The following is a 14,775-nucleotide window of genomic DNA, read 5'->3' on the forward strand; positions in this document are numbered from 1 at the left end:
GGGAAGGGGTAAGGGGAAAATCAAGAAGGTCAAAGGTAAAAAGATAAAGTAAAGAAAGGAAATAATCCTTCCTTTTCCCTTGAACCTTTCTCCTTTTCCTCAGTGAAGCTTTAACCTTTTCCCTGGCGCGTAGCGTTGTGCGTACGCAACAAATGCCAGGATTCTTTGGCGATCGCCCAATCTTCTTCTGCTGGGATGACTAGGACGCGAATAGCAGAATCTGCCGTTGCAATGTCTTGATCTTTTGGTGAAGCCTGATTTTTCGCTTCGTCAAGTTTTAGTCCCAAAAATGCAAACGCTTCACAAGCAGCCGTTCGTGTTAGCGCGTGATTTTCTCCGATCCCAGCAGTAAATATAAGAGCGTCTAATCCTCCTAGTACAGCCAGCATAGAACCGATGTGCGATCGCAGTCTGTGGATAAACATATCAAAAGCCAACTGAGCGCGGGAATTTCCCTCAGTTATGGCGCTTTGGATGGAACGCATATCTGCGGACAAGCCAGAAATCCCTTTCAACCCAGAACCACGATTGAGAATTTCATCTAATTGATCGGCATCGATTCCTTTTCGTAGTAGGTAAATCAGGATACCAGGGTCAACGGAACCTGAGCGAGTCCCCATCATCAACCCCTCTAAAGGCGTAAATCCCATTGTTGTGTCGATGCTTTTTCCTGCTCGGATTGCTGCTAAAGAGCAGCCATTACCCAAGTGACAGGTGATCAGACGCAAAGAATTTAAATTTCGACCTAGCAATTGCGCTGCACGTTGAGCGCAGTATTGATGGTTAATACCGTGGAATCCGTAGCGACGAATACCCTGCTCGTACCATTCATAGGGGCCGGGGTAAACAGCAGCAGGTAAAGGAATTTGGCTGTGGAAGCCTGTATCGAATACTGCTACTTGCAAAGCTTCAGGGAATACTTTCTCAGTTGCTTCTATTCCCTCTAAGTTGGCTGGGTTGTGAATCGGGGCGAAAGTCGATAAGCGATCGATGGCTGCTTTCACCTCTTCTGTAACCACAGTTGCTTGGTAGTATTCCTGACCGCCATGCACCACCCGATGGCCAACTACATCAATTTCCTTGGTTTCCTTAATTACCTGCGTATTTCCCTCTAGCAGAGTATTTAGCACATGCTCGGTTGCAGATGCATGAGAATCAGCTTTGATTTTTTCTTTGAGAACTGCGTTGTGAGCGGTTTTAACTTTGAGTTCGGCAAATCCTTGATAGTGAGTCCAGTCTACATTGGCTTCCCAAAGCGGCTTTGGGGAATGCTCTGGTAATTGCTCGCCAACTATCTCATACAAGCAACTTTTTTGGCTGCTTGACCCAGCATTCATCACTAAAATTTTCATAATTAATCATTTGTCATTGGTCATTAGTTAGTGGTTAGTGGTTAGTGGTTGGTGGTGATTTCATTATTTCTTACTTCCCAAACTCCCCCACTCTCCCCATCCCCCCATCTCTCCACCTCCCCATCTCCCGATCTACTAAGTACCTGGACGCAAGCGTAATTCTTCTGTCATGTAGTTGCGATCGCCTAATACTTGCAGCAAGGGCCCGTGGATGTCAAACTTCACAATGCTGATGGAAGTGGCGGGCATGTCAATGCGATCGCGGTAGCGTCCCAAATCGATGCCCAGTAGGTTGCAAAGTATAATCCTGATGGTTGCTTTGTGGGAAACCACTAAAACATTACCCTCCGGATATTTTTCTCGGATTTCTGCAATCACTAACGAGGCGCGGCTGGCTATTTGAACTGCTGTTTCTCCACCAGTGGGTGGGTTCCAAGCGGGTTCTGCCAGCCAATGCAGATAATCTTCTAGGTAGTGCTGCTTGACAAAATCGACATTTTGACCTTCCCACTGACCATAATTGATTTCTTTCAGCCCATCCCGGAGTTGCATTTCCATGCCGATGGCATCACATAAAGGCTTTGCTGTAGCAATGGTTCTTTTCTTGGGACTGGCATAAATCGCTGTCCAGGGTATAGAGCTATATGCTTCGGCGAATGCCTTGGCCATTAGCGTCCCTTCTAGTGTAAGTTCAGGATCTAGTTCTCCGCAGTATCCTCCTGTCTGGCTGTAAATCGTTTCTCCATGCCGCAGTAAATAGAGTTTTAGAGCCATAAAATCTCTCCAAATTTAACTTGTGACAAGCAGAATGCAGCTATCAATCCCCCGCTATTTCTTCAGGAGTTATGATTGCTTCGTTGTTCGCATCTAGAGCATAAAAATACTGCATCAGTTCCGCCCCACTCTGTGCGGGTAATAAAACCATTACCGTTCAAGTCACATACTCGAAAAAGATTTTCAGGTACGCAGCTATTCTTCGAGGTACTCATCAAGTATTCCAATCGCTCTGCTAGAAGTTTTTCTAGAGCAATTACCGCCTTCGACCTACCAACAATGTTTTCTTCTAGTTTTTGGTATGCCATGCGATCTGCCTGGTGGATCTGGTAAAAAGTCTGTTTGTCGAGGTGTATTTTTCTAATATGTGCTTTGGCAGCAAGGGCTGGATCGAGCTTGCGAGGCAATTCTGCTTTGATTAATTGCAATTTTTGAAGAAGAACAGGTGAAATTGCGAGCATATCGCAGCCAGCCAACTCTGCGATTTGATCAATACTACAAAAGCCTCTTACCATAATTTGGGTTTGATAGCCAAATTTTTTATAGTAGTTGTAAACTTGTCTGACCGATAAAACACCCGGATCTTTCGCTGCTGGGTAACATTTACGTCCTGTTTCTTTCTTGAACCAGTTCACAGTTCGTCCCAGCAGCATAGAGACTAATGTTACACCAGCTTCAGCACAGGCGATCGCTTGGGATCTACAGCTATGCGTTATGGTGTTACCGTTAAGGCACCCTACTAGCAGCATGTTTTTTCAGGACTAGATTTAAAACATGCAAAACCCTGTTGGCACTCTCTAAGTTATCACAGCTTAGAGTGCCAATTTTATCAGCTAATTTAACAGCATTTACGCTATTTTACTCAACTTGCGATACGGAGACACTCTCACTTGATTGGGGCGTACTGGGTAACTCTAAGCAGTATCCGGCACCATATACCGTCTTGATGTAACGGGGATGACGGGGATCTGGCTCTAGTTTTGTTCGCAAGTGGCGGATGTGAACTCGAATGGTTTCAATATCATCATCTGGATCGTATCCCCAGACTTCCCTAAGAATTTCACTGGGGGAAACGGTTTGACCGTGTCGCTGCAACAAACAGTGAAGTAGCTCAAATTCCAAGTGAGTTAGTTTCACCGTCTGACCAAACCATATCGCCTCAAATCGTTCCGGAACCAGAGTTAAGGGCCCGTAATTGAGAATTTCACTGTGTTTGGCAGCTTGAGGAATGCGGTCAGTACGTCGCAATAGCGCCCGCACTCGTGCTAGCATTTCCTCAACTTCAAATGGTTTAGTCAGGTAATCATCTGCGCCTGCATTGAAGCCTTCGACTTTATCTTGAGTTTGCGAGAGAGCAGTCAACATCAATACGGGAATCTCGGCTGTGCGTTCATCTCGCCGCAAGCGCTGACAAACTGTAAATCCATCTACTCTGGGCAACATCAGATCGAGCATGATCAAGTCTGGCTGTAGCTGTAAAGCTAGTGCCTGTCCTTTGATGCCATCTTCCGCTTGGCTGACATCGTAGCCAGCCATTTCTAAGTTGACGGCAACTAATTCTGAAATTGCTGGGTCATCGTCTATGACTAGAATCCTCGGCATTATTAAAAATTTATTACTACTTATTAAGGATAAATAAGAACCTTTGGTAGATACAAAGATTGCTTAATCGATTATAAAAAATATTCTAAATCTAACATAAAGATTAAAAATGAAAGATTTGAAAAACAAGTTCAAGTTAGACTAAATTCTAGATGCGATGTGTTACTGGCCATACAATCCACCGCGCTTTTTGCAAAATGGTGTGACAATGACTGTCTACACAGGGCTTTGGGCTGGGCGTAACTGGGAAAAAACTACTAAATACTCAGAACCGCCTTATCAAGAACAAATTTTTATCGGTGGGCAAGGCGTGCCAATTTTTGGTTGGGTAGCCATTCCTAAAAGCGCTCGCGGTACGATTGTGGGTACTTACGGCATTACAGGTGATTTAGAAAATCAATGGCTTCTGAGACTGCTGGGACGTAAAGCCTACGCTCAAGGATATGCAGTTGTGTTATTTGATTGGCGCGGCCACGGCAAGACAGCCCAGTTATCGCCAACATTGACTAGCGATGGATTGTACGAAGGCGAAGATTTTCTCTGCATTGCAGCAGCTGCTAAAGCAATGGGGTGTCCGGGAAAATTTTGGTTTACAGGGTACTCTTTAGGGGGACAGTTGGCGTTGTGGGGAGTGAAGGCGGTACAGGATTTGGGCAAGGGGCAAGGGGCAAAGAGCAATGGTAATTTCCAATGCTCAATGCCCGATGACCAATTCACCACTTTAGGCTTAGAAGCAGACGACATCGGCGGTGCGGCGGTAATTTGTCCTAGTTTGGATTCTCGGCGATCGCTTGCTTATTTAGTCAAGCATCCTTTTGGTAGATATATAGAGAAAGCGATCGCCCGTCAACTGAAAAAACTGGCATGGCGAATTCATGATGCCCATCCTGGTAGTATTGACCCAGCAGCAATTGAACGAGCAAATAGTATTTGGGGCTTTGACGAAGAACTAGTGATTGAACGTTTAGGTTTTTCTTCACCAGAAGCTTATTACGACGCCAGCAGCGCTTTACCTTTACTGCCGAATCTGCAAAAACCGACTTTGATTATTTATGCTGAAGACGATCCGCTTTTTGATCCGGTGATCGTACCTGATTTACAAGCTGCCTGTGCTAATAACCCAATGATGGATTTGTTACTTACTCGTTACGGCGGTCATGTGGGTTATATAAGTAGTAAAGAATGTCAGCAGCAAGCAAAAGACCCCGATGTTTGGTGGGCATGGAATCGAGTTTTGCAGTGGATTGAAGAAATCCCACTTTGACTTTGATTGCCATCATAGTTAAACAATTCTGTCTACAGCATAATTACCAAATTACATAAATATATAACTATAGATACTAGGCACACCCGAACGGTGTACCTATCGAAAAATCAAAGCAATCATCATGGCACAACCAGTCAAAGGGAGTATCTACCTCCTCCCATTACTTGCTTCGAGTGCAACAGCACTTCTTAATAGTTGCACTATCCCCAGTAACATCTCATTACCTACATCGTCACCCACACCAATCGCCACACAACCAACACCAACTCCCAACGAGACACAATCCACAACGATCGTTACAGAATCAACACCAACTCCTAACGAGACACAACCTACACCGATCGTCACAGAAGCAACGCCAACTCCTAACGAGACACAACCTACACCGACTCCTGAGAATCGGCATATTTGGGATCTCTTTGCAGACGAGGAATTTTAATGCGAATCCGTCCGGCGATCGCATGAACAACTTGATAATCTATTCTCTCTGATTGAACTGGCATAATTACAAGCGCTTTTCCAAATTCCCATCAATCTGGATTTTCTTAACTGACTGACAAAAATGGCTTAATTGAATAATTTGCTCTTATACTCAAAAACTGATTCTGAGTTTAGTTGCTTCTGTAAAAAGATTTTTGCCGCCCATACATGACATCCTAACGAATCGGCTTAAGTGGTATTGAATTGAACAAAAAAAGTTACGAAAACAATACCGAGGGATTATCCAGGGCGATCGCCATTAAGTGGTGGGTTTGGGATGGTGGGTAATTAATTACGGCGATCGCCGAGTAGTCGGTCATAATGGTTCGATTCTAGGATTCGCAAGCAACATTATCCGCTTTATTGATGACAAGATTACCGTGATTTTATTTTGCAATTTAGATCAAGTAGCGCGGCCAGATGCGATCGCTAAAGAAATTGCTGGATATTACTGTCCAGCTTTGGCAAAACAAGTACTTCAGCCACCGTTAGCAACCGACTAGCAACAGATGTAGACGCCCGTCATTCTTTGTGTCTTAGTACCAAGGAGTAGACTATATTCGGTTTGACTAGAAGATACGGTTGCTTTTGAAGGGACGCGTAAGGATAAAGGGCAAAAGCTGAAATTAAAAGATGTGAGCAGCGATCGCAAAACTAAAACAGTATCGCTGACGTTTGACCCGCCAGTATCACCAGGTAGAATTATCACAGTTGCTCTCGAACCCAAGCAGAACCCGATAGTTAGCGGTGTTTATCTGTTTGGAGTCAAAGCTTTTCCGGTGGGCAAAAAAGCTCATGGGCAATTTCTTGGTTATGGGCGATTGCAATTTTACAGCCCCAGTATAGACTCATTTTTCTGGCGTTAATTTGTTATAATTATCGTTAAAAAATAAATTATCCAACCCCTTGTCCTCCTTGTCTACAAGTGATCGGATATTTTTTTATTTGGAATTAGCGGATTGGCACAAACCCAGCCTGTTCTACAAATTTTTGTCCCTCATCGCTCAACAGCATATTTGCATAGGCAACACCCGCCTGTTCGTCAAGTCTACCATCTCGTTTGATGACTACAAACAGCCGTCTGGTTATAGGGTAAGAGCCATCTGCAAAAGCAGTTTCATTGGTGGCTGTGCAGATGAGACTAGCACAAGGAGACACAAAAACCGAATTAGCTTCCTTAGCTAAAGGGAGAACATGAATTTTGTGTTGACTGATTACTTCTGATGCTGTTGCATAACCAATACCACCAGGAGTACTAGCAACTTTACGGATAGAATCAGTAGTGTCTCGTACCTCGTTTACAGACGCAGCAAATGATTGTTTTGCTAAAACGTGTTCATAAAAGAAATCTACCGTACCGCCATCCTTAAGGTTACGGCTGAAAGGAACGATCGCGACATTGGGACCGCCTACTTCCTTCCAGTTCCTAATTTTTCCGGTGAATATATGCCGCGCCTGCTCTAAGGTGATACCTTTCAAACCCTGAGCAATCAATTCAGGATGGACATACAAGGCAATTCCATCAATAGCAACAGGCACTTGTTCAAGTATAAAATTTCGCTTTTGTGCTTTTTCAAACTCCTCGTTTTTTAAAGGGCGTGAAGACAGGGAAAAACTTAGCTGACCTTCAAGTAGCATTTCAACACCCTTACCAGATCCAGGCTTTCCTGTTTGTGGTTCGGTATAGCGCAACTGAAATTTAGGATGAGCTAGTTGGATATCCACAAGCACAGCTATATTCCGCAACGGAGCAAAGGTTGTAGATCCACCGTAGTTGAATGTTCCTTCTGGCACGTTAGGCACATCGGCTATGGCGTGGTAGGTAGTTGCAGTCACACCTTTAACATGAGTGGGTGAAGGAAAAGGAGTGTTGCTAGATGTATTTTGATTATTGGAAGATACTGCTTTTGGTTCGGGCTTAAAAATAAAATAGGCTCCACCAAAAACCACCAATGTAACCCACGCAAACTTCACCCAAACTACAGGAAAAATGCCGCCGCGTCGCCGCAATCTGTGACCGCAGTAGCTACACTTGTTGTTAGTTCGGGGGTTGAGGGTTCCACAATTATGGCAAACATTTTTGGATGCACTGTTCATCATACCTCATCCCTCTGATATTACTCTGATGAGATAAAAAACAAAACCTTGAAGCATCAGGGTTTATAGGATTTATTGTTTGGTTGAAGCCTAAGGCTATACCTTGTTAAAAAATCCTTCTTTGTATATGTTCTCTAAAGGTAAGTGACAAAATAGGGATAAAATTAAATAATTATTAAATTTAATTACTTAATAATCTTGTTTTAACCTTAGAACTTAATAAAGCAGCAGTTTCAGAATGCAAGTTCCGATCGGAAAACAACTTTATTGGTTGTATTCTAGTACTTCACGAAAATTTGCTTCAATTTCGGACTAAATACAAACAATGCGATCGCGTCCTTCGCATAAGCTACTTCACCGGTGTCATCAAATACAGGAATAACCCTCATCTCTAGAGCGATCGCTTTTCCTTCTCGATAAATTTCCAAATCGTCTGCGCTCACTACTTCTCCAGCCAAAGCCTGTACGGTCGGTAGCTGTTCGCTTGGGTATAATTGGTTAGTGCCAGCACGGTAAATTTTATAAGCTACGGGGATACGTGTACTTAGATTTTTTCAATCATCAAACCGGATTCCTATTGATGTAACTTTTTAACATTAATAAAAAGTGTATTTCCGCTAGTAAAATAAGGCAGAGGGCAAGAGGCATGGTGCATAAAAATTATGAATTATGAATTATGAATTATGAAATTTTCAGCATTCATCATTCATAATTTTCACCAATTACCAATTACCCATTACCCATTACCCATTACCCATTACCCCTCTTATTTCTCCTTATGTGTCCACACACCTTCATCCCAATCTGCATCTGATGGGGGTTTTTGCAGCCAGTAATGGCAACGCTTGAGGTGCATGATTGCAGCTTGATCGTTGTTGTCAATATCTAAAACTTTAGCGAACTCGCCTCTAGCAAAAGTAAACTGGCGGTTCAAATAAAAATAACGTCCTTTGTGATAATGTTCAATCAACTGCAACTTTTGACTATTTATATTGTCGGAACGCAAACCAACCAGTTCATATATAGCTACAGGTTCATTTCTACCTTTAACGCGAATGTAATCTAGTTCTCTAGCCCACACATAATCTTGGCATTGCTGGTATGTTTTATCACTAAGAATAATGTCGCTACCATACTGTTTGCTGACGCTTTCCAAACGGGAACCAAGGTTAACCCCATCGCCAATGGCCGTGAATTCCATCCGCTTGCTAGAGCCTATATTTCCACTGATCACCACATCAGAATTAATACCAATACCGATATTAATGCGCGGTTTGTTACGTGCGTGACGGCGGGCATTAAATTCTTGTAAACGGTGACGCATTTCTAGAGATGTTTGCACCGCCATCCAAGCGTGTTCTTGCAAAGGTAGGGGGGAGCCATACACAGCCATGATGGCGTCTCCAATGTATTTATCTAGGGTGCCTTTAAACTTAAACACTGCTTCTACCATTGATTCAAAATATTCATTGAGCATACTTACCACTTCTTCTGCTTCTAGGCTTTCTGTCAAAGTGGTATAGCCACGAATATCAGAGAATAAAATTGAAACTTCTTTGCGATCGCCTCCCAATTTAGCGTCATCTAATTTCAGCAATTCTTCTGCTAATTCTTGGGTCATGTAGCGGTACATCGTACTTTTGAGGCGCTTTTCATCACTGATGTCATCCATAACTACTAGCGCCCCACGCACTTGTCGATGATCGGTAGCATCAGCAATGGTGTTAATCGATAAATTTACGCTGTGCTGCACTTCTCCATCAGACAGCAATGTGCGATCGGGATAGTACTGTTCGCGATATTTCACTTCCGCTGCATTTAAAGCACCCTGACACCACTTTCTAAAGTCACCTTCCTTGATAGAGATGATATCTGTAATTAACTTACCTTCGAGTCTGTCTTCTGTTTCGATACCCAACAAGCGCTTGGCGCTTTCATTGGCGGCGATGATGTGACCGGTTTGATCGGTGGAAATCACGCCATTAGAGAGACTGCGAAGAATGTCACGCTGCATTTGTTCCTGTTGCTTGACTGTGGCAAACAACTTAGCGTTTTGCAGGGCGACGCCCGCTTGAATATTAAAAGCTTCCATGAACTCTTCATCATTGCGGTCAAAACTTGCTTGGAAGCATTCAGGGGCTTGAGGCCAATAAGCGGGGTTATAGGGAGGAAAATCACCAGATTTCTTTTTATTGACTAGTTGGGTAACGCCGATCAATTCGCGATCGACATTAAACACTGGCATACACAGTAAGCTACAGGTACGATAGTTGGTTTGCTGGTCTATTTGCTTGGCTGTGTCCGAGTCAGGATGGTTATACAGGTCGAAGGGAATATTCAGCGTTTTGCCGGATGCTGCAACTATGCCAGCAAAACCTTTGCCGACTGGAACACGTAACTCCTTGGTTGAACCATTATTTTGGGTGATTTTTGTCCATAGTTCATGGCGATCGCGATCTATTAGCCATAGAGTACTGCGATCGGCATTCATCAATTCTTTTGCTTCATCCATCACCCGCTTGAGGGTGTCTTCCAAGTCAAGACTGCTTTGAGACAGGGATTTGATCGCCTTCATCAGCGCTGCTGCGGCTCTTTGTTTTTGGGTTGCGACATAAAAAGAGCGCGATGATTCTAAAATTAACCGGATTGAGGGGGCAAATTCTTGAAATAGCTGTTCATCAGCACTAGTAAAGCCTCTGATGTCAATTCGTTCTGATAGTGGCGCTTGGAAATTGTTTTGGTATTTTAATTTATTCAACAATTGCACAACTGCTACTAATTGCCCTTGTTCGTTCAACAGTGGCAAAGCCAGCATTGTATATGTACGGTAGCCAGTTCTTTTTTCTTGTTCTTGGGCAAAACGAGAGCGAGAATCGTTGTAAAAATCAAAGGGGATATTTATGACCTGTCTGTGGGTAGCAACTTCACCAGCAATGCCCTTATCAGATGGGATGCGGATTTCTAGAGAGCGATCGCCCTCTCCCTCAGCCACAATTGACCATAATTCTTTTTTTTCTTCATCTAATAAAAATATTGTTGTTCGATCTGCCCCCAGTAATTCCCCTGTTTTTAAAGTTATAGATTGTAACATCTCTTGCAAGATTGTTTCAAACCCTTGTGAATCCAACATCGACAGAGTTTGATTGACAATCTGCAATTTTTGTTCTACTTCTTTGACGACTTGTTTAAAAGTATCCTGGGTGAGGGGAGCAAGAAAAGAAGAAATAGTTCCTTGCCTTTTGGCAAGAGTACCCACAGGAGCACTCTTTTGCGGCAAATCGCAGTTTTCATTGCGAACACCCATAATCAAATCTGCGGCTTCACCGCAAGTACGTTGTTGAACTGACATAACTGGCTTTTGATATAAGTAATGGTTTTATGTGTTTAAGAAAGTCATTAAAGATATGTAAATGTTGCTACCAGGAAAGCTAGATTAACATTATCCACAGTTTAATCGCTCATAGAGCAAGCGTCACCCTGATTACGGAGTGGAGGATTGCGCGTAGATATTTTATCCGAAAGATTACCATATCTTCTCGCCTTCCCATTCTTAAATGGGTGGTGAATTCATTAAGTATAAGTAACTTTTATTACTATAGGATTTAGCGTATTTTTACTTATATCATCAAGACATCACAATTCAGTAACGTAACACTAGCGTGGCGGTGCGTTACGCGCTGCTTTAACGCACCCTACAATTTAAGTACATAAAAAAAGACCTTTCTCTAAAGGAAAAGGTCTCTCTATAGAAAAATGTATTCATCGTGATAATAGTTAGTGATTAGATTTTGTTCTTAGTTGATAGTTGGTGGTTGTTTGGAAAATTTAACAACCAACAAATAACTACTAACTACTAACTACTAACTACTAACTACTAACCAACCTCATAGTTATGTTTATCTGCACTCACTGGCTTAGAAGTTAGCGATCGCTCTGATTTTGTGAGTGGAATGGACAACCACCTGCGGTTAATTGTTGCAGGAAGGCACTATTATCAAAATAATGCTCCAAAGATTCTATCTTTAAGTCGTCAGTCACGCGAGCAATACTTACTCCTACTACTTCTATTGTTTCTCCTGTAGGAGCATAATCTTTGTAGCTGCCACTAAATTTACCCCAATGCCGCCACTTAAAGGTAACATTTGGTGGCCCCGCCAGCACTTCTATCAGTTCCCACAAAAAGCCATTGGGAAAAGCATTGTGAAAAAGCTCAAATGAAGATTCAAACGTTTCTGATTTGGAACTATACTGTTCACTTTCACCTAAAAAGAGGTTATAAGTTCCTTCTTTTGCTACTTCCTCAGCAGTGAACTGCGCTCCGCCATTGCTACTCATTCTAAACTTATCAGTGACAATGGAAAGCCACTGTTGGGGATTCGTTTTATGAGAAGCTTCCATCTCAAAGGTTCGGACTAAGTTTTGAGCGATCGCCTCTAAAGAACCTTCTGGATGCTGAAATTTACTTTCTTTATGAAGAAATTGGTTGGTGTAGGTATAATCTGGACGTTTTCCTTCTCGCCACTCTACTCCTTTGTCATTGGCAAGGACAATTTCTCTATCCTGAACCCAAAGAGGCAATTCTGTAGATTTTGCGTCACTCATTGCCATTTACCGAATCAATAATTTTTCTTTTTTAGAATAGAGTGTCACCTCTAACATGTCAAAACAATTTTTTGATCGGTGACTGCTAAATTGCAATGCAGATATAACTCTGCACTCTCTAGACCTACCCCTGTCAAGGTGTGAGTCATGGAAATGGATTTTTCTTGGTGTCTTTGTGTCTTGGTGAGTCCAGCCCGCGTCTTGGTTTCTGCCTTTAGGGGGGGCTGGCGTAGACGCCCCTTGTGGGCGGCTTCTCGTAGAGTACCCGGAGGGTGGTGAAAAAAGAATGATTGAAACACAAAGACACAAAGACACAAAGAGGAAAATAGTCTTGTTTACTAAGATAGTGGTTCGTTTTTTACCCACCTTGACAGGGCTACTCTCTAGATCTAAGCGTGAAAAATAATGTAGAGACGCAAAATTTCGCGTCTCTACTTACGATCAGACCTGGTTATGCTAAAATCCATAAAGCTGGTAAAATTCTGTATTGAAAGTAACAATTTATCGGTTATCTAGTGAGATAGGCTAAAGCCTAAGTAGCTGTAACCCAACTAGCTAGAGGGTTGGGAAATGAATGTGGTAGAGCGTCGCATTGGTCTTGAGCAAGAGTTTTTCTTAGTAGATGAGGCGGGTTTCATCAGCGATCGCGCCGATGAATTCTTGCAAGGTTGTCATTTGCTGGCAGAAGCACGAAATTGCAATCCTCAATATTTTGTGCCGGAATTCGTCAAAAGCATGGTGGAGATTAACACGCCTCCAGCTTATAGTGGCACGGAACTAGCAACAGAGTATCTCAAAAATTTGAAATTGGCCCTGGCTGTGGCGCGACAGATGGGTTTGCGGCTTTATCCCCTGTCTAGCTATCCCTTGCATATCATGCCAGTGATGCGAGATCAGCCCAACTACCACATCCAAGCGCGGACTGTTGGCTACGAAAGATTTTTGCACGCTGGAAAATGTACGGGTACGCACCTGCATTTAGAAGTTCCGCCTGGGGTGATTGATACTCGCGTGGCTGTATCTTACAACTCTACAGCCACGGAGCGAGAGGAACTACTCAATATCTATAACTTGGCTACAGCGTTGGATTCAGCGCTGATATCTTTGGCAAGGGCATGTCCCTTTTATGAAGGACTGGCGATTGGGTTAGCCTCGCATACAATTCGTTACCGGGGGAGTGAAACCTTTGGCTGGGAGGGAGTTTACACCCATTTGCAGCCAGTGGGGGGACTAATGCCCTATGCTGATTGTGTTGAGAGCTTAGTAGAACAACAATTCAGCCGTTACTACGCTTGGCTGCAAGCAATGGATAAAGCCGGAATCGAACGTCACCGATTCTGGGAGGCGGGAGGAAGCTTACTCAAATCAGCTTGGAACCCAGTGCGCCTCAACAGACTCGGCACAGTGGAAATAAGATGTATAGACAGTAACTATCCATCAATTATATTAGCAGTAATTTCACTAGTTTGCCATGCCGCCCATCGAGTCAGACGCGATCAACTGACAGTTAGACCAGCAAAAGGATTGCATACTTTTGAATTGAGTGGCGATCGCCTTTGGGTTCCAGATTTTGAGTATTTAAATGGAGACCTACTGTATGCGGCTGCTACGGTGGGAGTCAAGCATCCCCGAGTCAAGGCTTACGTAGATTCAATTTTGCAGTTTGCGATCGGGGACGGCGGCGAGGGTGCGAAATACCTGACAAAGCTGAGATCCGAGTTAGATAATTACCAGACGATAGAAGCGGAGATTCTGCAAGAGTTTACACCTGCGACTGCTCAACTTTCAACAGAAGAAGGCTTGCGACTTGTGCGTGAGTGCTGTGATAAGTTGGAAGCGCAGGTGTCATGGTTAGATGGTGAGCATCCGCTAGCAATGCTGGATGCTGAGGTGACACTTTTTTGATGTTACTTGCGGTTGAGAGGCGTGGCGATTTGACAATGTATTCACCTCTGTTACTTGCTAGCTGCGATGATTGATTCACCACCTGTCGCTCCAAATGCAATGAGATCTTGGTATTCAATGCTGTGGGGCCATGATTCTTCGTTAACTCTGGCTAAGTCAAGTGACACTTCGGCTGGTTGTTCAGGTGGAATATTATGGAAATTATCCATACTTTTAATATCGTAAAAAGTTGAAGCATCAGTAACTACGATCGCTCCCTTGCTCCAAATGATGTCTTCTTACCACAACCGTGAGACTTCATTGAAATCTTCCAAAGGTTCGTCAAAATCCTCAGACATTACAATCAAGTTTTTAGCACTGCCAAACTGGGGGCGAGGCTTAGTTTCAGAAATCACCACTAACCTGACTAAGGGCTGATTTTCGCGAGTAATAATCACCTCTTCGCCTCCAATTACAGCCTCAATCAGTTCCGATAATGATTTGGATGCTTTAACAATATCCACTTGCTGCATATGAGGTTATCCTTGAAGCTGAAGCTTGCTGCGATCGCTTCTATATTTATAAAGGACACTAAGAAGTTATCAGAAAAATGGGTTTAAAACCTCGCCCTTCTAGGGCGACTTTACTTTTGTATGCCTTTAGTTTACCATAGTAGATATAGTTTGGTAAGCACAGTGTTAAAAGCCTACAAGTACA

At 43.2% G+C, this 14,775-nt stretch carries 15 protein-coding genes and 2 pseudogenes; 4 read left to right on the plus strand and 13 right to left on the minus strand.

Translation table 11 applies throughout. The features are described from left to right. Nucleotides 1-110 precede the first annotated feature (110 nt). The 4 genes and pseudogenes from HXY43_RS11030 to HXY43_RS11045 form a co-directional block, all read right to left on the minus strand. The gene (locus tag HXY43_RS11030; protein WP_290883230.1) at nt 111-1,352 is read right to left on the minus strand and encodes an acetate/propionate family kinase; all 1,242 of its coding nucleotides are present in this window, start codon (nt 1,350-1,352) and stop codon (nt 111-113) included. A gap of 135 nt (nt 1,353-1,487) precedes the next feature. Further along, nucleotides 1,488-2,126 carry a histidine phosphatase family protein gene (locus tag HXY43_RS11035; protein WP_290883231.1) on the minus strand — a complete coding sequence of 213 codons (639 nt, stop codon included), beginning with the start codon at nt 2,124-2,126 and terminating at the stop codon, nt 1,488-1,490. A 43-nt stretch (nt 2,127-2,169) separates the two neighbouring features. Then, a pseudogene (locus HXY43_RS11040) lies at nt 2,170-2,821 on the minus strand (transaldolase family protein); the annotation flags it as partial. A 163-nt stretch (nt 2,822-2,984) separates the two neighbouring features. Further along, a complete protein-coding gene (locus tag HXY43_RS11045) occupies nt 2,985-3,728 on the minus strand; it encodes a response regulator transcription factor (RefSeq protein WP_026732244.1) in 744 nt (247 codons plus the stop codon). 157 nt (nt 3,729-3,885) lie between these two features. On the opposite strand from HXY43_RS11045, the gene HXY43_RS11050 reads away from it, so the two are divergent. Next, nucleotides 3,886-4,992 (plus strand): alpha/beta fold hydrolase, encoded by a 1,107-nt coding sequence (locus HXY43_RS11050; RefSeq protein WP_290883232.1) that lies wholly within the window; start codon nt 3,886-3,888, stop codon nt 4,990-4,992. 150 nt (nt 4,993-5,142) lie between these two features. Here the strand turns inward: HXY43_RS11050 and HXY43_RS11055 are convergent, their stop codons facing one another. Continuing rightward, on the minus strand, nt 5,143-5,343 hold the full coding sequence (locus HXY43_RS11055) for a hypothetical protein (protein ID WP_290883233.1): 201 nt from the start codon (nt 5,341-5,343) through the stop codon (nt 5,143-5,145). A 32-nt stretch (nt 5,344-5,375) separates the two neighbouring features. Then, nucleotides 5,376-5,498: a hypothetical protein gene (locus HXY43_RS11060; protein ID WP_290883234.1), complete on the minus strand. Its 123-nt coding sequence runs from the start codon at nt 5,496-5,498 to the stop codon at nt 5,376-5,378. Between the two features lie 240 nt (nt 5,499-5,738). Between HXY43_RS11060 and HXY43_RS11065 the strand changes: the two genes are divergently transcribed. Together HXY43_RS11065 and HXY43_RS11070 are read left to right on the plus strand one after the other, a co-directional pair. Next, nucleotides 5,739-5,978: a hypothetical protein gene (locus HXY43_RS11065; RefSeq protein WP_290883235.1), complete on the plus strand. Its 240-nt coding sequence runs from the start codon at nt 5,739-5,741 to the stop codon at nt 5,976-5,978. A 28-nt stretch (nt 5,979-6,006) separates the two neighbouring features. Then, nucleotides 6,007-6,341 (plus strand): annotated as a pseudogene (locus tag HXY43_RS11070) (DUF2808 domain-containing protein); the annotation flags it as partial. An 85-nt stretch (nt 6,342-6,426) separates the two neighbouring features. Here HXY43_RS11070 and HXY43_RS11075 read toward each other — a convergent pair. From HXY43_RS11075 to HXY43_RS11095, 5 genes are all read right to left on the minus strand, one after another. Further along, nucleotides 6,427-7,575 (minus strand): substrate-binding domain-containing protein, encoded by a 1,149-nt coding sequence (locus HXY43_RS11075; RefSeq protein ID WP_290883236.1) that lies wholly within the window; start codon nt 7,573-7,575, stop codon nt 6,427-6,429. Nucleotides 7,576-7,850: 275 nt separating this feature from the next. After that, complete coding sequence (locus tag HXY43_RS11080) at nt 7,851-8,015, minus strand: hypothetical protein (protein WP_290883237.1); 165 nt, start codon at nt 8,013-8,015, stop codon at nt 7,851-7,853. 323 nt (nt 8,016-8,338) lie between these two features. After that, the gene (locus tag HXY43_RS11085) at nt 8,339-10,921 is read right to left on the minus strand and encodes an adenylate/guanylate cyclase domain-containing protein (protein ID WP_290883238.1); all 2,583 of its coding nucleotides are present in this window, start codon (nt 10,919-10,921) and stop codon (nt 8,339-8,341) included. Nucleotides 10,922-11,493: 572 nt separating this feature from the next. After that, nucleotides 11,494-12,174, minus strand: a complete 681-nt coding sequence (locus HXY43_RS11090) for an ester cyclase (RefSeq protein ID WP_290883239.1) — start codon at nt 12,172-12,174, stop codon at nt 11,494-11,496. A 50-nt stretch (nt 12,175-12,224) separates the two neighbouring features. Beyond that, nucleotides 12,225-12,473 carry a hypothetical protein gene (locus HXY43_RS11095; protein WP_290883240.1) on the minus strand — a complete coding sequence of 83 codons (249 nt, stop codon included), beginning with the start codon at nt 12,471-12,473 and terminating at the stop codon, nt 12,225-12,227. A gap of 271 nt (nt 12,474-12,744) precedes the next feature. On the opposite strand from HXY43_RS11095, the gene HXY43_RS11100 reads away from it, so the two are divergent. Then, complete coding sequence (locus tag HXY43_RS11100) at nt 12,745-14,079, plus strand: glutamate-cysteine ligase family protein (RefSeq protein ID WP_290883246.1); 1,335 nt, start codon at nt 12,745-12,747, stop codon at nt 14,077-14,079. A 50-nt stretch (nt 14,080-14,129) separates the two neighbouring features. Here the strand turns inward: HXY43_RS11100 and HXY43_RS11105 are convergent, their stop codons facing one another. Next, entirely contained in the window at nt 14,130-14,288 is a 159-nt protein-coding gene (locus HXY43_RS11105; RefSeq protein ID WP_155960370.1) for a hypothetical protein, read from the minus strand. A 69-nt stretch (nt 14,289-14,357) separates the two neighbouring features. Continuing rightward, nucleotides 14,358-14,591, minus strand: a complete 234-nt coding sequence (locus HXY43_RS11110; protein WP_026731899.1) for a type II toxin-antitoxin system Phd/YefM family antitoxin — start codon at nt 14,589-14,591, stop codon at nt 14,358-14,360. Nucleotides 14,592-14,775: the final 184 nt, after the last annotated feature.

This window comes from Fischerella sp. (assembly GCF_013388695.1).
In the GTDB taxonomy this organism is placed as follows: domain Bacteria; phylum Cyanobacteriota; class Cyanobacteriia; order Cyanobacteriales; family Nostocaceae; genus PCC9605.

Coding starts and splice junctions, on each gene's coding strand:
- HXY43_RS11030 (WP_290883230.1), bottom strand. CDS start 1,352: ATGAAAATTTTAGTGATGAATGCTGGGTCAAGCAGCCAAAAAAGTTGC.
- HXY43_RS11035 (WP_290883231.1), bottom strand. CDS start 2,126: ATGGCTCTAAAACTCTATTTACTGCGGCATGGAGAAACGATTTACAGC.
- HXY43_RS11045 (WP_026732244.1), bottom strand. CDS start 3,728: ATGCCGAGGATTCTAGTCATAGACGATGACCCAGCAATTTCAGAATTA.
- HXY43_RS11050 (WP_290883232.1), top strand. CDS start 3,886: ATGTGTTACTGGCCATACAATCCACCGCGCTTTTTGCAAAATGGTGTG.
- HXY43_RS11060 (WP_290883234.1), bottom strand. CDS start 5,498: ATGCCAGTTCAATCAGAGAGAATAGATTATCAAGTTGTTCATGCGATC.
- HXY43_RS11075 (WP_290883236.1), bottom strand. CDS start 7,575: ATGATGAACAGTGCATCCAAAAATGTTTGCCATAATTGTGGAACCCTC.
- HXY43_RS11085 (WP_290883238.1), bottom strand. CDS start 10,921: ATGTCAGTTCAACAACGTACTTGCGGTGAAGCCGCAGATTTGATTATG.
- HXY43_RS11090 (WP_290883239.1), bottom strand. CDS start 12,174: ATGAGTGACGCAAAATCTACAGAATTGCCTCTTTGGGTTCAGGATAGA.
- HXY43_RS11100 (WP_290883246.1), top strand. CDS start 12,745: ATGAATGTGGTAGAGCGTCGCATTGGTCTTGAGCAAGAGTTTTTCTTA.
- HXY43_RS11105 (WP_155960370.1), bottom strand. CDS start 14,288: ATGGATAATTTCCATAATATTCCACCTGAACAACCAGCCGAAGTGTCA.
- HXY43_RS11110 (WP_026731899.1), bottom strand. CDS start 14,591: ATGCAGCAAGTGGATATTGTTAAAGCATCCAAATCATTATCGGAACTG.